This is a genomic window from Akkermansia sp. NBRC 115031, from assembly GCF_030268505.1.
In the GTDB taxonomy this organism is placed as follows: domain Bacteria; phylum Verrucomicrobiota; class Verrucomicrobiia; order Verrucomicrobiales; family Akkermansiaceae; genus Akkermansia; species Akkermansia massiliensis.
On sequence record NZ_BSQU01000002.1, the window covers coordinates 105,338 to 125,019 of the forward strand.

22 protein-coding genes are annotated in these 19,682 nt (G+C 56.4%); 13 read left to right on the top strand and 9 right to left on the bottom strand.

Annotated features, from left to right (window positions below; all coding sequences use genetic code 11):
- Nucleotides 1-5 precede the first annotated feature (5 nt).
- Nucleotides 6-2,507, top strand: coding sequence for a hypothetical protein (locus QSJ36_RS03145; protein ID WP_285466835.1), 2,502 nt, complete (start codon nucleotides 6-8; stop codon nucleotides 2,505-2,507).
- Between the two features lie 47 nt (nucleotides 2,508-2,554).
- On the opposite strand, the gene QSJ36_RS03150 is transcribed toward QSJ36_RS03145, so the two are convergent.
- The gene (locus tag QSJ36_RS03150) at nucleotides 2,555-3,076 is read right to left on the bottom strand and encodes a DUF4339 domain-containing protein (protein ID WP_285466837.1); all 522 of its coding nucleotides are present in this window, start codon (nucleotides 3,074-3,076) and stop codon (nucleotides 2,555-2,557) included.
- Here QSJ36_RS03150 and QSJ36_RS03155 point away from each other — a divergent pair.
- The 7 genes from QSJ36_RS03155 to QSJ36_RS03185 all read left to right on the top strand — a co-directional run bounded on the left by QSJ36_RS03155 (nucleotide 3,075) and on the right by QSJ36_RS03185 (nucleotide 7,984).
- Entirely contained in the window at nucleotides 3,075-3,443 is a 369-nt protein-coding gene (locus QSJ36_RS03155; protein ID WP_285466839.1) for a type II toxin-antitoxin system HicA family toxin, read from the top strand. The two genes, QSJ36_RS03150 and QSJ36_RS03155, sit on opposite strands and share 2 nt — an antisense overlap.
- Before the next feature lie 39 nt (nucleotides 3,444-3,482).
- Nucleotides 3,483-3,923, top strand: coding sequence for a helix-turn-helix domain-containing protein (locus QSJ36_RS03160; protein WP_253231880.1), 441 nt, complete (start codon nucleotides 3,483-3,485; stop codon nucleotides 3,921-3,923).
- A 926-nt stretch (nucleotides 3,924-4,849) separates the two neighbouring features.
- Entirely contained in the window at nucleotides 4,850-5,059 is a 210-nt protein-coding gene (locus tag QSJ36_RS03165; protein WP_102721629.1) for a hypothetical protein, read from the top strand.
- The gene (locus QSJ36_RS03170) at nucleotides 5,056-6,351 is read left to right on the top strand and encodes a DUF3440 domain-containing protein (RefSeq protein ID WP_102721628.1); all 1,296 of its coding nucleotides are present in this window, start codon (nucleotides 5,056-5,058) and stop codon (nucleotides 6,349-6,351) included. Before QSJ36_RS03165 ends, QSJ36_RS03170 begins: the two co-directional genes overlap by 4 nt.
- On the top strand, nucleotides 6,348-6,863 hold the full coding sequence (locus QSJ36_RS03175; protein WP_022396438.1) for a ParB/RepB/Spo0J family partition protein: 516 nt from the start codon (nucleotides 6,348-6,350) through the stop codon (nucleotides 6,861-6,863). Before QSJ36_RS03170 ends, QSJ36_RS03175 begins: the two co-directional genes overlap by 4 nt.
- 17 nt (nucleotides 6,864-6,880) lie before the next feature.
- Nucleotides 6,881-7,075: a hypothetical protein gene (locus QSJ36_RS03180; RefSeq protein ID WP_022396437.1), complete on the top strand. Its 195-nt coding sequence runs from the start codon at nucleotides 6,881-6,883 to the stop codon at nucleotides 7,073-7,075.
- Nucleotides 7,076-7,483: 408 nt separating this feature from the next.
- The gene (locus tag QSJ36_RS03185) at nucleotides 7,484-7,984 is read left to right on the top strand and encodes a thermonuclease family protein (protein WP_285466851.1); all 501 of its coding nucleotides are present in this window, start codon (nucleotides 7,484-7,486) and stop codon (nucleotides 7,982-7,984) included.
- Nucleotides 7,985-8,042: 58 nt separating this feature from the next.
- On the opposite strand, the gene QSJ36_RS03190 is transcribed toward QSJ36_RS03185, so the two are convergent.
- Nucleotides 8,043-9,065 carry an alginate lyase family protein gene (locus QSJ36_RS03190; protein WP_102721625.1) on the bottom strand — a complete coding sequence of 341 codons (1,023 nt, stop codon included), beginning with the start codon at nucleotides 9,063-9,065 and terminating at the stop codon, nucleotides 8,043-8,045.
- Between the two features lie 193 nt (nucleotides 9,066-9,258).
- Here QSJ36_RS03190 and QSJ36_RS03195 point away from each other — a divergent pair, with 193 nt between their 5' ends.
- The 3 genes from QSJ36_RS03195 to feoB are packed head-to-tail and all read left to right on the top strand — an operon-like array spanning nucleotide 9,259 to nucleotide 12,318.
- Nucleotides 9,259-9,915, top strand: coding sequence for a metal-dependent transcriptional regulator (locus QSJ36_RS03195; RefSeq protein WP_022396434.1), 657 nt, complete (start codon nucleotides 9,259-9,261; stop codon nucleotides 9,913-9,915).
- Nucleotides 9,916-9,943: 28 nt separating this feature from the next.
- Complete coding sequence (locus QSJ36_RS03200; protein WP_102721624.1) at nucleotides 9,944-10,168, top strand: FeoA family protein; 225 nt, start codon at nucleotides 9,944-9,946, stop codon at nucleotides 10,166-10,168.
- An 8-nt stretch (nucleotides 10,169-10,176) separates the two neighbouring features.
- Nucleotides 10,177-12,318, top strand: a complete 2,142-nt coding sequence (gene feoB, locus QSJ36_RS03205) for a ferrous iron transport protein B (protein WP_102721623.1) — start codon at nucleotides 10,177-10,179, stop codon at nucleotides 12,316-12,318.
- Nucleotides 12,319-12,462: 144 nt separating this feature from the next.
- On the opposite strand, the gene QSJ36_RS03210 is transcribed toward feoB, so the two are convergent.
- Nucleotides 12,463-13,362 (bottom strand): SDR family oxidoreductase, encoded by a 900-nt coding sequence (locus QSJ36_RS03210; RefSeq protein WP_218957693.1) that lies wholly within the window; start codon nucleotides 13,360-13,362, stop codon nucleotides 12,463-12,465.
- 58 nt (nucleotides 13,363-13,420) lie between these two features.
- Here QSJ36_RS03210 and QSJ36_RS03215 point away from each other — a divergent pair, with 58 nt between their 5' ends.
- Entirely contained in the window at nucleotides 13,421-13,627 is a 207-nt protein-coding gene (locus tag QSJ36_RS03215; RefSeq protein ID WP_146019299.1) for a hypothetical protein, read from the top strand.
- Nucleotides 13,628-13,771: 144 nt separating this feature from the next.
- Here QSJ36_RS03215 and QSJ36_RS03220 read toward each other — a convergent pair whose 3' ends face one another.
- The 4 genes from QSJ36_RS03220 to QSJ36_RS03235 form a co-directional block, all read right to left on the bottom strand.
- The gene (locus QSJ36_RS03220) at nucleotides 13,772-14,338 is read right to left on the bottom strand and encodes a chromate transporter (protein ID WP_102727340.1); all 567 of its coding nucleotides are present in this window, start codon (nucleotides 14,336-14,338) and stop codon (nucleotides 13,772-13,774) included.
- Entirely contained in the window at nucleotides 14,335-14,904 is a 570-nt protein-coding gene (locus QSJ36_RS03225) for a chromate transporter (RefSeq protein WP_102731216.1), read from the bottom strand. Before QSJ36_RS03225 ends, QSJ36_RS03220 begins: the two co-directional genes overlap by 4 nt.
- A gap of 382 nt (nucleotides 14,905-15,286) precedes the next feature.
- Complete coding sequence (locus QSJ36_RS03230) at nucleotides 15,287-15,547, bottom strand: hypothetical protein (protein WP_022396429.1); 261 nt, start codon at nucleotides 15,545-15,547, stop codon at nucleotides 15,287-15,289.
- Nucleotides 15,548-15,655: 108 nt separating this feature from the next.
- Complete coding sequence (locus tag QSJ36_RS03235) at nucleotides 15,656-16,297, bottom strand: hypothetical protein (RefSeq protein WP_102729791.1); 642 nt, start codon at nucleotides 16,295-16,297, stop codon at nucleotides 15,656-15,658.
- 178 nt (nucleotides 16,298-16,475) lie between these two features.
- Here QSJ36_RS03235 and QSJ36_RS03240 point away from each other — a divergent pair, with 178 nt between their 5' ends.
- Entirely contained in the window at nucleotides 16,476-16,943 is a 468-nt protein-coding gene (locus tag QSJ36_RS03240; RefSeq protein WP_285466862.1) for an acyl-CoA thioesterase, read from the top strand.
- 28 nt (nucleotides 16,944-16,971) lie between these two features.
- Here the strand turns inward: QSJ36_RS03240 and QSJ36_RS03245 are convergent, their stop codons facing one another.
- Nucleotides 16,972-18,381 (bottom strand): DHA2 family efflux MFS transporter permease subunit, encoded by a 1,410-nt coding sequence (locus QSJ36_RS03245; RefSeq protein WP_022396426.1) that lies wholly within the window; start codon nucleotides 18,379-18,381, stop codon nucleotides 16,972-16,974.
- A gap of 116 nt (nucleotides 18,382-18,497) precedes the next feature.
- Nucleotides 18,498-19,655 carry an acyltransferase gene (locus QSJ36_RS03250; protein WP_102721617.1) on the bottom strand — a complete coding sequence of 386 codons (1,158 nt, stop codon included), beginning with the start codon at nucleotides 19,653-19,655 and terminating at the stop codon, nucleotides 18,498-18,500.
- Nucleotides 19,656-19,682 lie beyond the last annotated feature (27 nt).

Below are 19,682 nucleotides of genomic sequence, written 5' to 3' on the forward strand. Positions count from 1 at the left end.
ACGATATGTCAAACAAAGAACTAAACATCAACATCAGGACGACCGCCGACACTTCCGGAGCCGACCAGACTGCGGAAGCCATTAACAAGACACTGGAAGCGGCCCAGGGGGCCGGAGAAAGCGCGGACGCCATCAACCAAGTAACCGATGCCCTGAACAATGCCAAAACGGCAGCCGAGGAAACCGGCGCCGCCATGAATGAGGGCATAGGGCCGGAACAGGAAAGAGCTTTGGAAAACGCCAGGAGCAAACTTGACGAATACGCCGACGCCCTGACCGCCGCCGGCTCCCGGATGAAAGCCGCCTTCAATGACAACCCGGGATTGACCGGATTTATTGACGAAGTCACCAACGCCGTGCTGACCTCTGAAGAGTTCCGAAAGAAGCTGGAACAGGTGGATGACGTCTTTGAGGTTCTCAACGATAGAGCCTCCAACCTGGACCTTGGGGCGAAGTGGGGGGATGGCCTTGACGAAAACCTTCAGAAGATCATCGACGATTACAACAAGGAAATGGACGCCGCCGACAAGGCAGCGGACAAGGCCGAAGATGCGGAAGCCCGGAAGCAGAAAGCCGCCGCGGCTACGGTGGAACGTCTGGAAGCCAACAACCGCCGCGCCTCTGCCACCTATGAGGAATTGCAGGCCGAGCTTGAAGCCTACATTGCCAAGCTGGAAGAGGCCCGGAAGGCGGGGGACAACGTAGCCCAGGCGGACGCCCTGAAGAATATTCAGGATTTGGGAAGGCGCATCAAGACGGCAGGGGAAGCCGGAGAACTCACCACGACGCAGGTCAAGGGGATGGCGGGGCAAATCACCATTGCGGCAACGCGCATCCTCGGCATGTCAAGTTCCCTGCGGGGGGCCATTCCATTCATTCATTTGTTCGGTACTACCATCAAGACGGCCATGGGGCCGCTGGGCTGGGCTATGTTGCTGATCCAGGGGCTTACCGCGGGCATTAGTGCCCTGATTGACCATTTTAAGGCCAAAAGCGATGAGCTGGTCCAGGAAGCGGAAAAGAAAGCTGAAAGGATGAAAAAAATAGCTGCGGACACCGCCGAAGCCGTCAAAAAGAGCTATTCCCTGATGATGGATGACAACCGGAACGATCGCACGAATGCCATAAACAAAGGGTTTGAAGACTTTGTGAAGGGCATTACGACGCAATACCGCTTGCAAACGCAGGAGATTGAACGGCAAATCCAGCTACGGAGGGAGGAAGCCGCCCGCCAGAAGGGCATTGACACGCAGGACGCCGAGCTTGCCCGCGTGAAGTTGGACAATGACTTTGAGGACGGCAAAATCACCAAGCGTCAGCGGGACTACGGAATGATGATGATCAACCAGAATCTTGACGACAAGATACGCCGTTTGGAATTGGAAGTATCTCAAAGGGAATTCATGGACCACGGAAGGCAGTTGGACGATGCCGTTCAAAACCGTGATAGTTTGCAAGATAAGGATTTTGATATGAAGTTCATTCAAGGTCAGATGCCTTCCCTTCAAGAAGTCCGTGGTCTGTTCAATCAACAGCAAAAAGCCCAGGAACGAATTGATGCGAGTAATAGAGAGTTGCAAAAAACAGAAGAACAAATAAAGCAACTCGAAGAAACCCTTGGTATGTACAAAAGATCAGGGCAACTGACTAGAGGATCATTCGAACGAACAGAGCTTGAGGAGGCAATACAAAGAAAACAACGTCTTTTGTCTGCTCGTGACGTCGCCCAAAGTGAAGGCAACGCCGCCACTGTCAGAATAGATGAACTCCGAGAATTGTTCCGCCAATCCGATGTGAATTTTGAACCCTCCTACCAGCAAGGAACAGATGTGAACAGCCGAGCCGGGGAATACCAGAAAGCCCTGGAAGACCAAAACACCAAAGCAAAAGAGCTTGCGGACAACCTTGCCGCCGCCAGAGAAGAAGCCGGGAGGATTGGGGACATCATGGCAAATTACGTGAACAGTATTGTTGACCAGGAACGGGGATTGAGAACGCAGGAGCGTATCAATGCCGGGAATGTCAGTTTGTTCAATAAAAAGGAGGACAAACGGGAAAAGAAGGAAGCCGAGAAAGAGCAGAAGAAGCTTGAGAAAGAACGTGAACGTGAACTGAAGAAGCTTCAACAGGAGCAGAAGCGGGAAGCCGACAAGGCTATCAAAACCCTTGTACAGGGCATGATCATGAAGACGGGCAAAAGCTCTACCCCCCGCCAGTCAGCCCTAGCCAACAAGGCCCTTGACGCCATACGTAAAAACATCGAAGCCGCCGCGGCTGATGGATTCATTGATGAAAATGAAATGCGGGAATTGGGTAAACTCTTCAGGGCCAAACTTGAAGAATTCGGGGTTACGACAAAACGTGCCTTCAATGGCTTAAAAGAGGAACTAAATCAAGGGCTTAGAGATTTCAATGTGCAAATCAGAGCATTGGGAGAATGGGCTAACAAAACAGAGAGGCAGAAACGCCCAGGGGGTGTTGTGAATCTTCCTTACCGCAGAAGATAATGAACCAAGACCTGGCACCCACGCCCCTGACCCCAGGGGCGCATTTTTCAATCCTCGCCCCCAACGTTACATATCCTTTTGGCTATTACGGAAAGCAAGTCAACGACACGAGAGAGCAATTTGATAACCTTGGCGCACCAGAAACACCCAAGACAGGAGAAAGCTCCGGTAAGCAGGTAAATGAGCCCAATTCCAGGTTGTTTTTGGGCATAAAACAGGAACACCAAAACCCCAGTAATCAGAGCTATGACGCCGACGATGCAGAGCAATCCTTCAATATTTATTGCCAATGATTCGTGGTCTTCCTGTATCCTTTCAGCAGATTGTTTTTTGGGAATAGGGTCATACTCATTCATCAATCTTTCCAAAGACATTTTTTTAGATTTCTTATGAGCTTTTTCCGCTTCCTGTCTTAAGACTGTTTCGAGCTGTACCCACTCTTGACCGCCAGCAATGCAAACAAGAGTGTCTTTGGTTATCTTGCCGTGTTTGTAAAAGGTTTCCAGTGATTCAAAGAGATATGGACCTTCCGTCTTTCCGTCTTCCGTTGTAATGTAATACTGTTCCATGCTTCCCATCATTCCCGGTTGGATTTTTCCTGCAAGTCCAAAATGGGAACGGCAGTTTTTTAGTTTCTCTGGAACGGATTGCCGAGAACACGAGGAAGAAATGACACTAAGTGTTATTTTTTTGTTTGCTAAACAACACATAGTGTTATATTCTCCCGACATGGCAACAAGAATTCGCGATATTGTTGCCTCCCTGATCCAAAACGGATTTCAGCGCACATCGGGCGGTAAGGGTTCCCATAGACGGTTCAAGCATCCGTCCGGCGTTTCCGCTACCATCCCCGGGAAGGACGGAGACGATGCCAAGCCTTACCTGATCAAGCAAGTCCGCAAAAAGATCGAGGAAGCAAAAGGCAAGGGGGCGTGAGTCCCCTTGCCGATTGCCTGAACCATGGAATAAAGAATAATGAACGAGAAAGAAAAAATAAAACGGCTTGCCCGTCCTTACGTAAGGTTTATCAGGTGGAGTGACGAGGATGAATGCTTTGTCGGCTCCCTACCTGAACTGGATGGAGATTGCACCCATGGAAGCACCGTGGAGGAAGTAGCGCGGAATCTGGATGAATGTGCGGAATTGTACGTTGAGGACTGTCTAACGGACGGAACGCCCCTGCCCGAACCCCGGGCAGCGGTCATCGTTCCCGGCAAGTCCCGTGCATGGGCCAATGAAAACGCGATTGCCCAGCTTCGCCAATCCCGGGGCGTCACTCAAAAGGATTTTGCCCGGCTGCTGGGCGTGAGTCTTTCGACGCTGATCAAGTGGGAAAGCGGTCAGCGGCGCCCCAGCGGTTCCTCCGCCCGCCTTCTGGAGCTTGTCAGCAAGCATCCTGAACTTCTCCAGGCCTGATGAAAGCGGTACGCCGTTTCAATCATAGCCCCTCCTTCCGGTTGACGTATTTTCGCAAGCCCAACATGAGAAACGATAACAAACGGCTGTAAATCTTCACGTTTAAACTTCTCTTTGGCGTAATATTGGCGTAATGATAAAAATGTAATATTATAATAATAAGTGTATTGTGTTAATTTATTAGTTCTCTGTTAATCACTAGGTCGTTGGTTCGAGCCCAACCGGGGGAGCCATTAATTTTCTAACCCTCACAAGTGCAACTGCTTGTGAGGGTTGTTTTTTGCCCGGTTCAGGGTGAAAAAGGCGGAATTCATGCGAAATCGGCCGTGAATCATAGTGAAGCATGATTTTGATTCCGTCTTGGCATGAAATTGGTGTGCCGGAGGGCATCATGAAACGCTGAAGGCGAACCTGGCAACTTGCTCAAAGCGTGACTGGCAGAGCCGTATTCCGCCAGGCTTCCTGGCTTTTGAAAAAGAAAGGCCAGATATCTTTCCTTCAATAGGGAACAGCAGGCTGCCTCGCCAATCTGAAAAATGCGGACGCAGGATGGCGCTTGGGAAAAACGTTCGTGACGAGAGACCGGGCATAACGCCGTCATCGCAGAATTTGTCCATTCAACGTGACGCCCAAGGATGTAATTGCTCCTGCATCCCCAGGCTCAGGGCCGTGATTCCCATAGCGGAACATTGATGCTGAAAATGATGCGGACGCTCCGGAAAAGAGAAGGCGGCCATGCCGTCATGGGCGCGGAACGTCGGGAATGGCGTTACTCGCTAAAAAGCATAGGTATTTTGAGAAGAAGGCGAATGGAAATAAAATTACTGAAATAATTGCAGTAAAAGCATTGACCTGCTATAATAATTGAGTAGGTTGGCGTTGTTGCAGGAAAACAGCGAACAATCACCTACTGCGTATTTTAAAACATGGAAAAACATGATGTTATTTACTTATGCGGGCATAAAGGCGTTGCAGCCCTGTTTGGAAAAGCATGGGATATCCCTATCGACTGCAAGCCACTAAAAGAACTTCAGGAAAAATACATGGCCTCCGTCAATAGTATCCGTGCCGGCGTATTTCCGCCCGGCAGGGAATTGACGATGGGTGACGGAAGAAAGGCTTTGGAAGAATTGTGAAAACCTACCTGGACAAAAACGTCTATGAAGCGGCCCTGGAGCGCATAGCCTATTGCTTCCAGGAGTTTGACAATGTTCTGGTGGCCTTCTCGGGCGGCAAGGACAGCGGCGTCCTGCTCAATCTGTGCTACAATTACGCCGACGAACACGGTCTGCTGGACAAGCTGACCATGTACCACCTTGATTATGAGGCCCAGTACCAGATGACGACCGAGTATGTGACCCGGACGTTCCTGGAACAGTTCCCGGGCATCCGTAAAATGTGGTACTGCGTGCCGATCAAGGCCCAGTCGGCATGCGCCCTGGGGGAACCTTACTGGACGCCGTGGGACGCCGCCAAAAAAAAACTGTGGGTGCGGGCCATGCCGGAAAATCCCTATGTGGTTCACGAAGGGAATCTGGACGTTCCGTTCCGGCACGGCATGGTGGACTACGAATTCCAGGACAAGCTCTCGCGCCATTTTGCCAAAAAGCGCGGCACCACCGCCGTCATGGTGGGGCTGCGGGCGGATGAAAGCCTCAACAGGTACGCGGCCGTGGCACGCGGCAAAAAAAGGAGATCCTACGAGGGCAGGAAGTGGATTACGCAGACCAGTGCCGTGACGGCCAACGTTTACCCTCTCTATGACTGGCGCGTCAGCGATATTTGGACGGCCACCGCCCGCTTTGGTTTTGACTACAACCGTCTCTATGACCTCTTGTACCAGGCGGGCCTTACTGCCGGGCAGATGCGGGTGGCAAGCCCGTTCAACGACTGTGCCCAGGAAAGCCTGAAGCTCTACAAAGTGATCGATCCCTCCAACTGGGCGCGCATGATCGGCCGGGTCAACGGCGTCAATTTTACGGGCCTGTACGGAGGCACGACGGCCATGGGCTGGAAAACCATCAAGCTGCCGCCCGGCCATACCTGGAAATCGTATTATGAATTCCTGCTTTCCACGATGGATGCGAGGACGGCGGCCCACTACAACAACATCCTGGAAAAATCCAAAAGGTACTGGATGCAGGGGGGAACCGTCGATCCCGGAACCGCCGATGAAGTGCTGGCGGCCTACCCGCTGGCTGCCGTGACGGGAAAATCGGGCCGCTACGATGGACGCGATATCGTTCAATTCATGGGTTATCCCGACGACATGCCCGTCAGCAATTTCCGGCAGGTGCCCTCTTACAAGCGCATGTGCATCTGCATCATGAAAAATGACTATTTCTGCAGATATGCCGGATTCAGTCCAACCAAGGGAGCGATTGCCCGGCGCCGTGCCGCCGTCAACAAATACCGCAACATTTCATGAATCCCCCCTATCAATCCCCCGTTTATCAAATCCGGCGCGTTCCGCTGGATCAAATCCGCTCCAATGCCTATAACCCGAACAGTGTGGCGCCGCCTGAAATGAAGCTGCTCTACCAGAGCATCAAGGAGGACGGCTACACGATGCCGATTGTCTGCTATCAACTGGAGGACGGCACCTATGAAATCGTTGACGGCTTCCACCGCTGTCAGATCATGAAAACTTACCGCGACATCTACGAACGGGAGGATGGCATGATGCCGGTGGCCGTTATCGACAAGCCTCTTGGAAACCGCATGGCCTCCACTATCAGGCACAACCGTGCCCGCGGGTCTCACAATATCGGACTGATGACCAGCATTATCCAGGAACTGACGGAAGCGGGCATGTCGGATGCGTGGATACTCAAAAACCTCGGCATGGACGCGGAGGAGTTGTTGCGCCTCAAGCAGCTCAGCGGCATTGCGGCCCTGTTCCGGGACGGCGAATTCAGCCGGGCGTGGGAATCGAAATAACGTCAACCCGGGAAACCATGAACAAATATGTCACTCAACTGCTGGAAGTCATCCAGAAGAAAACGGGCTGTGACACGAGCGGCGCCGTGCGCTGGCTGGCGGAACAGGCCGGAGTATCCGAAAGAACAGCCTGGAACTGGAAACAGCAGGAAAAGTTGAGGAAGGCAACGGAAAAGAACCTCGGCAGAATTGCCGAGGAATTGAAGAAGTGAACAGGGTTCCGTGTTTCATCCTGCTGAATGCCGCAGGGCATTCGGTTCCCTGCTGGACGCGCGGTTTTCGCAAGCGGTTTCATGGGTAACTGCATGAAACTTCCTGTTATCCTTAAGCCGGCAGCGGAATGCAGGCTTTTCCGCGCGGAGCAGTGATGCAGTCTGGCCTATCAATGCTCCGGCCAGGTTCGGAATAGGTTCAGGGGTTGCGGTGTGGTGTGCCGGGAAGCGCAATGAACGTTCTGGAACCTCATGTTCCAACGGTGCTGCCATGGATGTTTGTTTTCATTTGCGACCGGACGGACGGTGCGGGAAAGACTTTCTCCAAAGAATGATTGCTTGTTGCAATTTTTTGAATTATATCATTTTTTTATGAGATGGCTGCTGGTTTTCCTGATGAGCTCTTGCATGGCTTTTGGTGAAAGTATCAGGGGAGTTGTGATTAACGTGATTGACGGCGATACCATTACTCTCCTGGAAAAAACGCCCGAACAGAAGCGGACCTACCGGATACGGCTTGAAGGAATTGATACGCCGGAAAGGGGGCAAAACGGGTATGAAGGAGCCAAGGAGTATCTGGAAAAGCTGATTTGGGGAGAGACGGTTACAGTCAAGTACAGCCAGCATGACAGGTACGGCCGTATTTTGGGGGAAGTCTGGTATGGAAAGGTGTTCGTCAATGAGGAGTTGGTGAAGGATGGATGGGCGTGGATCTATAAAAAATTTTCCGCCAGCCGGAAACTCGCTTCCCTTGAAGCGGAGGCCAGGAAGTCCAAAAAAGGCCTTTGGGCGGAGCCGAATCCCATCCCGCCGTGGGAATGGAAAGCCGCGAAGAGAAGGGAAGATGCCGCCGGAAAGTTCCTTACTGAACAGGTTTCCCGGGAAAACGTCTCTTTCCGGGTGCCGTGATGATGCCGAACAAGGGGTTTTCCAATGAATCAAAGGCAATTTTAATAGCTGCCGTTGTTCAAGGGCGGTCCTGTTTTTCCTTATCCGGCCGGGACGGTTCAAAGATGGCGGGAAGCGGGGTTCCTGCCCTGGAGCCTTTCCAGGGCCACGCTTCCGGATGGGTACGGAACGGCAGGAGATAGTCCGCAGCTTTCTGGATGGAAGCCCCGGCGGCCGTTTTCCGGTAACGGTAGTTTTTATCTCCCATGCGTTCCGCAATTTGCACGAGGTAGCCCCAGGCCTGAAGGGTGTAAACACTGTATTGCCATGGTTCCGCCCGCTTGAGTTCTTCCGGCTGGGAACCGTCGGGGGCAATGTGGCGGTCCATGTTGGCGAAGGCTTCCGCCAGCCATTGGCGCGCTTCGTTGTCGCGGCCCAGAAAGTGAGCCAGATGGGCGCATTGCGCCACATAGAACAGGTAATGGTTGTTGCTGCGCGTATGCGCATGCCTGCCCTGCCTGCTGGTGGCCAGCCATGCGTAGTACTGGTTCAGCCACGCGTCCACCCGCTTCCATTCCTCTTTTGTCAAGGCCCCGGAGCGTTTCAACGCCGCCAGGGCATCCAGAAAATCAGGCATGCGGTAAAGGTCTATGATGCCGCCTCCGTCGCCTTCCGTCCGGTGTCCGGGGCGGATCTGGGCGTATTTCAGGTGGGGCTGCATGCGGGTTGCCGGAGCAATGAACCAGGCTCTCAGCCATTCCCCGGCACGGGAAGCGGCTCGCGGGTCCCTGTTGAGTTCGTACTGGCGTCCCAGGCTGCAAACCGTACCGATAAAAGCGGCCATCTTGCCGCTGTCGTCCATGCTGCGGAGCCGTTGGTTCTTTTTGCCGTCAATGGGCTTGTAGGGGCCTTCCGGATTGGCGGGGTCAGGCCAGTAGTAGAGGGCATAGCTGACGTATTCATTAGCCTGCGCCTTTTCTCCGAACAGGCTTTTTTTCTCTCCAAGGGTGATGACGGGAGCATCCAGCGGGCCGCCATGCGCCGTGGGAAGGAGCAGGGCCGTTAAAAGAAGAAAAGACAGAGCAGTGCCGCCGAAGGACATGCCTTATTCAAGCAGGAACTTTCTGCGGGGACAACCGGGAAATGAAGGAATGCGCCTAATTCCTTTTCAAAGCCGTTCCCTGCCGTTTGCGTAATGGAAAAAAATGGCTCTGCTGACACGGGAGAGGCTTTTTTGTTTGAGCGAAATATCATTTTGTTAGGTATACCTTATAACGAAGGAGATCATCAGAGCCATGACCAGCAGCCGTGAAGATTATTTGAAAGCGATCGCCGAGCTCCAGCGGAGCAGGGAGAGGGTCGGCAACAGGCATATTGCTGATTATCTGGGCGTTTCTGCCGCTTCCGTCAGCGAGATTATCCGGAAGATGGAGAAGGAAGGCCTGGTGGAGAGCATGGAAAGACGCTCCATCCGCCTGACGCGGAAGGGAGAGGAAGCCGCCATGCAGCTGGTGCGCATTCACCGGCTGTGGGAGGTTTTCCTGGTGGAACATCTCGGGTATTCGTGGGGGGACGTTCATGAAGAGGCGGAGAAGCTGGAACATGCGGCTTCCCCCCGCTTGATGGAAAAACTGGACCGTTTTCTCGGTTATCCGGAGATGTGCCCCCACGGAAGGAGGATTCCGGGGAGGGAGGACGGGCCGCTGCCGGAAGGGCCGCTTTCCCGCCTGTCCGACATCCCGGCAGGGATTCCGGCCGTAATCAGGCGCGTTCCCGAATCGAAAGAGCTGCTGGAGCTTCTCACCTCCCTGGGCATTCATCTTCATGAAACGGTAGCCCTGATGGAGGCGGAAGCGCACAGCGGAGCGTTTCTGGTGAAGGCGGAAGAAGGACAGCGACTGGAATTGCCTGCCGCCGCCGCTGACGCCATCCTCGTGGAAGTTTCTGCATGAACAATTAATGGAAAGGAGAAAACTAACAATGACATTGAACCAGTTGCCTGAAGGGGAGACCGCCAGGATTGAGTCTCTCGGGATGGAAGGCCGTTTGAGACGGCGGTTGATGGATATAGGCATGATTCCCGGCACCCGGGTGGAATGCCTGGAACGGGGGCCGTTCGGAGACCCCGTCGCTTTTCTTGTGCGCGGAACGGTCATGGCGTTCAGGTCTTCCGATCTGGAAATGATTACCGTTAAGTCCGCGTGAAATCAGCCATGGAAGGAGAACGGGTGAGGCTGGACAGCGGAACGGAGAAGGGCGGATCTTCCGGCGCGGCGGAAGAACGCATGCCCGTCGTGGCCCTGGCGGGCGCTCCCAATGTGGGAAAGAGCACGGTGTTCAATGCGCTGACGGGGCTGAGGCAGCATACCGGGAACTGGCCCGGCAAGACGGTCGTCCGCGCGGAAGGCATTGTGGGGCGCGGTCCCCGGGAGTACCTTTTGGTGGATACGCCGGGCACGTATTCCCTGCTGGCCTGTTCTTCGGATGAAGAGGCGGCACGGGATTTCATTTGTTTCGGTGACGCGGATGCCGTCATTGTCGTCTGTTCCGCCACCAATCTGGAACGGGATTTGAACCTGGCCCTCCAGGTGATGGAAACGACGGGAAATGTAGTGGTCTGCGTCAATTTAATGGATGAGGCCCGGCGGAAGGGCATCCGCATCGACTGCCCGCTTTTGGAAAAACGCCTGGGGGTTCCCGTGGTTCCGGCATCGGCGGCGAAAGGTGAAGGCCTGGACGTTCTGGCTGATACGGTGCAGCGGATGGCGTGGTCTGGAGAGAGGCGGCCCCCCCTCCGGCTGCCCTATGGGGAGCACGTGGAACCGTGGCTGGCGCGTTTGGAAATGTTGGCCGGGCGTCTTCCGTGGCGCGGTTTGTCGCCCCGCTGGGCAGCCGTCAAGCTGCTGGAAGGGGACGAGGGAACGTTGCGGCTTCTGGAGCAGTACGCGGGAACCGGTTTGAGAGAGGAGAAGGAGGTGCAGGAGATTCTCCGTGAGGCCGCCGCCGCGGAGGCCGGTTCTTCAGGCAGTTCTTTTGGCGACCGCGTGGCGGCGGTATTCGTGGAACAGGCGGAACGCCTGTGCAGGGGAGTGGTCGCTTTGCCGGACGGAGGGGGGCTGGGGCGCGACAGGCGCATCGACAAGGTGCTGATGGGGCGGTGGACGGCTTATCCCCTGATGTTCGCCCTGATGGTGCTGATTTTCTGGATCACCATCGTGGGGGCGAATTATCCTTCCCAATGGCTGGCCGACCTGCTTGGAAAAGGCCAGGAGGCGCTGACGGACCTGTTCCGCCTGGCGCATGCTCCGGAATGGCTGCACGGCGTGCTGGTGCTGGGCGTTTACCGCGTGGTGGCGTGGGTCGTGTCCGTCATGCTGCCGCCCATGGCCATCTTTTTCCCCCTCTTCACGCTGCTGGAGGATTCCGGTTATCTGCCCCGCGTGGCGTTCAACATGGACAAGGTGTTCCAGAAGTGCTGCGGCTGCGGCAAGCAGGCGCTGACCATGTGCATGGGGTTCGGCTGCAATGCCGCGGGCATCACCGGATGCCGGATTATCGATTCCCCCCGGGAACGGCTCGTAGCCATTTTGACGAATAATTTCGTCCCCTGCAACGGCAGGTTCCCGACGCTGATTGCCCTCATGACCATGTTTTTTGCGGGGACGGTGGCGTCCGGGTTGCAGCCGCTGGCTTCCGTGGCGGGCCTGGTGCTGCTGATCGGGCTGGGCGTGGGAATGACGTTTGCGATAACGGCCCTCCTGTCCCATACGATTCTCAAGGGAACTCCGTCTTCCTTTACCCTGGAACTGCCCCCCTACCGCAAGCCCCAGATCGGCCGCGTGATCGTCCGCTCCTTTCTGGACAGAACCCTGGCGGTCCTGTGGCGCGCGGTAATGGTGGCGGCTCCGGCGGGAATCGTCATCTGGCTGATGGCGAATATCCGCGTTGGAGACTCCAGCCTGCTTGTCCACGGCACGCAGTGGCTGGACCCCGCCGGGCGGCTGATGGGTCTGGACGGCGTGATCCTGATGGCGTTCATCCTCGGCATTCCGGCCAATGAAATCGTTTTCCCCCTCATCATCATGGGTTACCTGGCTTCCGACAACATGATGGACATGGACGATATGAACGAGCTGAAGTCCCTCCTGACCAATAACGGTTGGACCTGGGTGACGGCGTTATGCACCATGCTGTTTTCCCTGATGCACTGGCCGTGTTCAACGGCTCTTCTCACCGTCCGCAAAGAGACGGGCAAATGGAAGTGGGCTGTTCTTGCCTTCGCCATTCCGACGGCCTGCGGCGTTGTGATGTGCCTTCTGGTGGCGGGAACGGCGCGCCTGCTGGGGTTTGCCTGACGGATGAATGGAGTTCATGCTTCCGCGGAGGGATGAAGGCGGCAAAAGTTTCCCTTTCCGGGAGTCCGGAAAGGGAACGGGCCATGGTTCCGGGGTTGCCGGGCAGGCAGCATGAAGCCTTTTCCCGGGCCGCGGATTTCCGTATCAGGCCAGATGCATGCCGCCGGTGACGCCGAAGACTTCCGCAGTGATGAAGCTGGATTCCTGGGAGGCGAGGAAGACGTACAGGCCGGAGAGCTCCACGGGCTGTCCGGCCCGCTTGAGGGGCGTTTTCTGCCCGAATTCCGGCAGGTCCTTCTGCAACTGGCCTCCGGTCACTTGCAGAGCCGTCCAGATGGGGCCGGGAGCTACCACGTTCACCCGGATGCCCTTGGAGGCTACCTGCTTGGCCAGGGCGCGGCTGAAGGCGATGATGGCCGCTTTCGTGGAGGCATAGTCCACCAGGTTCTTGCCGGGCTGGTAGGCCTGGATAGAAGAACACGTGATGATGCTCGCTCCCGGCTTGAGGTGCGGAAGGGCTTCCTTGGCAATCCAGAACAGGGAGAAAACATTCACTTCAAATGTTTTGGTCAATTGCTCCGTGGTAATGTCCTGAATGTCCTCCACCGCTACCTGCTTGCCGGCCACCAGGGCCAGAATGTCCAGGCCGCCAAGTTTTTCCAGAGCGTCCCTGACGAGTTTTTGACAGAAGGCTTCATCGCTGAGGTCGCCCGGCAGCAGGACGGCGTTCCGCCCTTCCTTCCTGATGAGCTCCGCCACTTCCTCGGCATCGCTCTGTTCTTCGGGAAGGTAGTTCAGGGCTACGTCGGCTCCTTCGCGTGCATACGCAATGGCGGCCGCACGCCCTATGCCTGAATCTCCCCCCGTGACCAGGGCCTTCCGTCCACGGAGCTTGCCGCAGCCATGATAGCTCTGTTCCCCGGCGTCCGGCACGGGTTCCATTTCGGACTGGAGCCCGGGAGCTTTCTGCTGCTGTTTTTCATACCCTTCCTGGCGGAATTCGTCGCGCGGGTCCTGCATTTCGTGAATGTCTTTAGTGCTCATTTTTTCATCAGTCATGTTTTGGCGTGAAACTGCCGGGAGAAGGAAGGCGCCGCCCGCCATGCGTAAGATAGCTGGCCGCGTCTCTTTCTCCGGTGTTCCGCATTTCCTATCCGTGATGACCGGGATTTGGATGGCCTGTTCAAGGGAAGACATGCTTTTATTTCAGCATGTCATTGATATTCACTTATATAGGATTATTCTGAATGTTATTTCCATTGATCCTGATAGAGCCGTTCATTCACTGGTCTTCCTTGAATCCTGTTGAATTTCTCCAATCCGTTTTCGGGAAAAGCCGCTATGTTGTGCTGATTAACCCGCTTGATGATCAAATGGTTTGATCCTTTCATCCTATTTGCGCCGAGGCAGGGCGGGAACCTGCCTCCGTTTTTCAGCGCGTCCGCGCCGGATTTCAGGACAGTCCGTAAATGAAGTATCCGGCCACTCCCGTCAGGGTCATCAGCAGGATGGGGTTCATTTTCCATTTCCGCAAGACGAACAGGGCCGCGCCGAACAGGAGAATGCTCGGGAGGTCCACTTCCGCGATGGCGTGCCAGTCAAAGGTGCCGCAGAAGGTCAGCAGCAGGATGGTGCCGCCCGCGGACATGATCAGGCCCACGGAAGCCGCTTTCAGCCCTTCCAGCACCCCGGAAACATAAGCGGATTTTTTATGCCTTTGGAAGAAAAGGTGCAGCAGCAGCGCCGCCGCCACGCCGGGAATGATGCATCCCAGGGTGGCCGCCACGGCGCCGGGAATGCCGGCGATTTGCAGTCCGACGAAGGTAGAGGTGTTGATGGCCAGAGGGCCTGGCGTCATCTGGGAAATCGTGATGATATCGGTAAAAACCTTCTGGGTAATCCAGCCCTGGTGAATGACCACCTGGTCCCGGATCATCGGGATGACGGCGTAGCCGCCTCCGATGCTGAACGCTCCGATCTGGAGAAAGACGCTGAAAAGCTGCCATAATGCCTGAGTCATCCGGCCCTCCTTCCCAGCGTTTTCCGGACGTGCCACAGGCTCAGGAGGCAGCACACGGCCAGAATGGCGGCGATGTTGGCGTGAAAGGCGAAGCTGGCGAGGAACGCGCCCGGAACCAGCGCGTTCAGCAGGGCGGATTTTCTGCGCAGGATCATCTGCCACATGTCCACGACTATGTCTACAATGAGGGCCGCCACGCCTGCCTGCATTCCCCGGAGGACCGCTTCCACGGCGGTATTGGAACTGAAGGCGTCATACCAGACGGTGATGATGGAAAGAATGACCAGCGGCGGGATGATGGCGCCCAGGCAGCTGCAAATGACTCCGGCCATGCCTGCGGTGCGGTGCCCCGCCAGCGCGGAGAGGTTGACGGCAATGGCTCCGGGCGTGGATTGCGCGATGGCGGCCATGGAGAGAAGCTCCTCTTTGGAAAACAGCCGTTTTTTCCAGACAAAGTATTTATTGATCATCGGCACGACAATGTAGCCGCCCCCGAACGTGAATGCCCCGATAAAGAGGTTGATCCAGAAGAGCCAAAGGCATTTTTTCACTTTTTCTCCGGTCATGGCGTTTAAAGAGGAAGGAATGGCGTTCCGGATATTCCGCCTTTGCGGGAAATTCGGCAGCCGTTGTCCGGGAAAAGGCGGCTGAACGCCGCGCCGTTCCCGTTTTCCCGGAATAAGGGGTGGAGGGATTCTATCACAGGCGGCGGTGGAAGGCCATGCCATTACATGGATAAAGGGGAGAAAAGAGGTGAAGGTCTGCCTCTTTTATAAGTGGGGGGGGACAATTGCGGAGCTTCCCGCGGCGCGCAGCAGGCGGCGGAACAAAAAAAGTCCGGCAGGTTTTACCCTGCCGGATGGCAAAGAATCAAGGGAGCCGGGGGAGAAAGCCATCCTTCCCGGCTTGTTTCCAGGCGGAAGAAAAAAGGAATGCAAGAAGCCGGAGTCAGCTTTCTTCCTGTTCCAGCTCCGCTTTCCGGGCCAGGATTTTTTTCATGACGGCGTGGCGGTCTCCTTCCGGGATTTCCACGGGATTGCCGCGGTAGTCACTGGTCATGGCGGCCAGGGCGCCCCCTACATGATGCATGTTGAAAATCGGCAGTTTCCAGGTGGAGGGCTTTTCCGGGTCGGGAACATAGGCGAAGTCGGAAGCGGGATGTTCCTCCCCGTCCACTTTTTTCATTTTGGGTTCATGGTCGCGGTCCATAAGGAATGGACAACCGTCCTTGCGGGCCATTGTAAAAAAGGCCGGGATAAGACGCACAAATTCAACCGTCCGGTGTAAAAGCGGCTTGTCCCGGCGCATTTTTATTTTTTATGGAGCCTTTTGTTCCAGCGGTTTCAGGGGAGCCAGCTTCAGGTTCACCATCCCTCCCGTAAAATAATAGACGGGGGTTTTTCTTCCCGGCACGTCCAAGGGAGCCCTTGCCATTTTGGATTCTCCAAAAAGGGTGTCGTCCACCTCCAATCCGAAGCGCTTGAAGGTTTCCCTGTAGGGGGCGAGCAGTTTTTCCTCCCGTACCAGCCTCACGCAGACGCTCATGTAATGGCCGTCCTTTTTGGAGACACGGCTTTTCCCCTCCCTCGCCAGCTGCTTGAATTTTTCCTGGACGTCCTTTGCCCGTCCCAGGGAAGGCGTGGAAAAGCAAGTGATTTTTTCCAGCGGCATTCCCCTGGCCTGCTGTTCTTCCAGGAATTGCTCCAGGGCCGCCAGGTAATCCTGCAGCATGTAATCTTTGGGATAAGGGAAGGAACTGTCCCGTAACACGCAGGTAGCTTCTCCACCGGGATGGGTATATTCCCTCAGCGTGAATTTGAATTGAGGCGCCTTTTTTTCTTTTCCCTCATTTTGAATGGAAGGGGAGGTTCCGGAGTCTGTTGTATCAGCCATGGAAACCGGCACGGCCAGCAGGGAAAGGGAGACGAGGGCAATGGGCGGGGAAGGAGGAATCCGCATGGTTCCTTTTAAACTGATAACACATCTATCGTCAATACTTTATTGTCCTGCGAAAACGTATTCCCCTTTCTTGGAGGAATCCTCCGGGGCTGTCCGCCTTCCGTTTCCGCGTTTTGCTCTTTACAAGAGGGCTGGGATAGATGAGCATGAGCCCGTTAATTTATAATTGTTCTTATTTATGGAAAATACATACCACCATACCCAGCTTCCGGAGGGACGCATTCCCGCCCTGCGCGTGGAACCGATGCCTGCGGACACCAATCAGAGCGGGGAAGTGTTCGGCGGCTGGGTGATGAGCCAGGTGGACCTGGCGGGAGCCAATACGGCCATGCGTTATGCGTTGAGCCGCTACATCGTGACGCGTGCAGTCAGCAGCCTGACGTTTGAAGCTCCCGTGCTGGTGGGCGATGTGGTTTCCTTTTATACGGAGATTATCAAGGTGGGGTGCACCTCCGTCACCGTAAAGGTGGAGGTGTACGCGGAACGCCTGACGAAGCTCTGCAATAATATTGCCAAGATTACGGAGGCGGAGCTGGTTTACGTGGCCCTGGGGGCGGACAAGAAGCCGATTACCCTGGAAGAGTCCCGCGCCCAGTTCGCGCAGTGCTGCTCCCTTGAAACGGGGGACAGCGTTTCCTGTTCCTGAACAGAGGCGGGGGCCGCGTTCCCGCGCGTCAGGCCGCTTTTTTCCGTCTGCGGGTGATGCCCTTGTTTTTATCCACCAGGGCAAAGATGAAGGAGCTGGCCGCGGCAATGGCGCCGATGGTGACGAAGGTGGCGTGGAAGGCGGCTTCCACGGCCTTTCCGGAGGTGGCTGAATGGCCGCCGAAGCTGTCCAGCAGCAGGGAGGCCGCGGCAATGCTGACGGCGATGGAGAGCTGCATGATGGTGGAGAGCAGGGAGTTGCCGCTGCTGGCGTCCGCGTTGGGGAGGTCAATCAGCGTCAGGGTGTTCATGCAGGTGAATTGAATGGAGTTGGCCGCGCCCAGCAGGGCGAGCATGCCCAGCAGGGTGAGTTCGTGGGTGCCGGGGCTGATGAAGTAGAAGGCGGCCAGCAGTGTCCCGATGGTAAAGGTATTGACGACCATGATGTTCCGGTAGCCGAATTTGCCGAGCAGGCGCGGCGCGACCGTTTTTGCCAGCAGGTTGCTCAGCGCCAGGGGAATCAGGGACATGCCGGACTGGAGGGCGGAGTAACCCAGCACCACCTGGAAGAAGAGCGGAATCAAGTACGGCAGGCAGCTTCCCCCCAGGCGGCAGACGATGTTGCCGGCGATGCCGATGGCGAAGTTCCTGATGCGGAACAGGGAGGGGCTGAAGATGGGCGCCTTTGAACGGAACGCCAGCACCCAGTACAGGAGCTGGAACACGCCTCCGGCGGACAGGAGCAGGGCCATGCGCGTCTTGTCGGCTGCGCCTCCTGCGGTGGAGAGGCCCATGGTGACCAGCACGGCGGAGGAGGAGAAGAGGAAGAAGCCCGCCCAGTCGAATTTCTGTTCCCGGACCGCTTTAAGGTCCGGCATCAGCTTCCAGGTGGCCCACAGGCCTGCTATGCCCACCGGAATGTTGATCAGGAAGATCCAGTGCCAGGAGGCGTACTGGACGATGATGCCGCCCAGCACCGGCCCCAGGAGAGGCCCCAGCAGCGCCGGAATCGTCACGATGTTCAGAACGTTGACGAACATGGAGCGCGGATAGGAGCGCAGGACGACCAGACGCCCTACGGGCATCAGGAAGGCCCCCCCGATTCCCTGGATGACGCGGCACGCCGTCATCATGGCGACGGAGGTGGAGAGGGCGCACAGCAGGGACCCCGCGGAGAAAACGGAGATGGCGAAGAGAAAAGTGCGGCGCGAGCCCAGCTTGTCGGATATCCATCCGGAGGCCGGTATCAGGACGCAGACGGTAAGCATGTAGGCCGTCACCAGGGAGTGAAGCTGCAGCGGGTGGCTGTTGAAGCTGCGGGCGATGGTGGGGATGGCCGTGTTCAGGATGGTGGCATCCAGCATCTGCATGAAGAATGCCGATGCCACAAGAAAGGGCAGGTAGCGCAGCGCTTTGGAGGATGTCGGCAGTTTTTCCATGGAAGACCGCCGCCAGTATCCGGCTGGGCCGCGCCGGGGGCAAGGCAGATGTTTGTCCCGGCGCTCCCGTTGTTTTCCGGGCGCCCCGGAACCGCCGTTATGCCCTGGGCTCCGTTTTACGGCCTGGGCTGTTCCGGTGCGCGCCGCGCCAGCACGCGTTTGGAAAGCCATGCGCGCACAGGTTCGTCATAAAGCTTCAGGCACCCGTAGGCCACGGCAATGCAGATGAACAGGACGCCCACCGCCACGGGGAGAGCGCGGGAAAAGGGCACTTCCGCATCGTGCACCCAGGCCAGGTACAGGTAAACGATGGGGTAGTGGGTGATGTAAAGGGGGTAGGAGATGTTTCCCAGGAACCGGCTGGCCCGGGAGGAGATGTCGCCTGGGATGTCGCTGGCTCCCAGAAAGACCACCGCGGGGAAGATGACGATGATGCAGAAGGCGTCATACAGGCCGTTCAGGCGGAAGTTTTCCGCCCCGCCCACGTGCGGCATGGCCAGCGCTCCCACCAGAAGCAGGCTGCACCACCAGAAGCCGTGCCTGACCCGGCCGGGCTTGCACAGGCGGAACAGGAGCAGGCCGCCGAAGAAGGGGAACATGAGCCGCGTCAATCCCACGCGGCACTGTTCCACGTCCAGCGTCCAGCCGCCGATGTTGTTGCCCTGCGTGTAGCACTGGTGGATGAGGGCGCAGGCCGCCAGGAAGACCAGGACCGCCAGCCACCGGCTGGTGAATTTCCTGATGAGCACGGCGTAAAGGATGTTGGCGATGTATTCGAAGAAGAGGGACCAGGCCGGACCGTTCAGCGGGTGCATTTCCGTCCATCCGCGAATATCCAGGGAAACGGGGACGGGCAGCAGCGTGAACCCCACGGTCATGACCAGCAGCATTTTCCATACGGGGGTCTGTGCGATGTTCGGGAAGATTTCAGACCCCTGGAAGTAAAAGAGGGCTCCACCCAGCAGCATCCCCATGACCACCATGGGTTGAAGGCGCACCAGCCGCCGCTTGCAGAAATTCCACAGGCTCATCTTTCCCCAGCGGTCGTCATAGGCATACCCGATGACGAAGCCGGACAGCATGAAGAAGAAGTCCACGGACAGATAGCCGTGGTTGATGATCTGGTCCGTGTGGAATTGGAAGTCCCTGGCGCTTCCTTCAAACATGTGGAACAGGACCACCATGACGGCGGCTACGCCGCGCAGGCCGTCCAGGGCGGCATAATGAGGTTTGGGAGCCAGAACGGAGGGAGAGAGAGGGGCCGGAGTGCTCATGGTATAAGTACGGCGAAAAGTGATTGT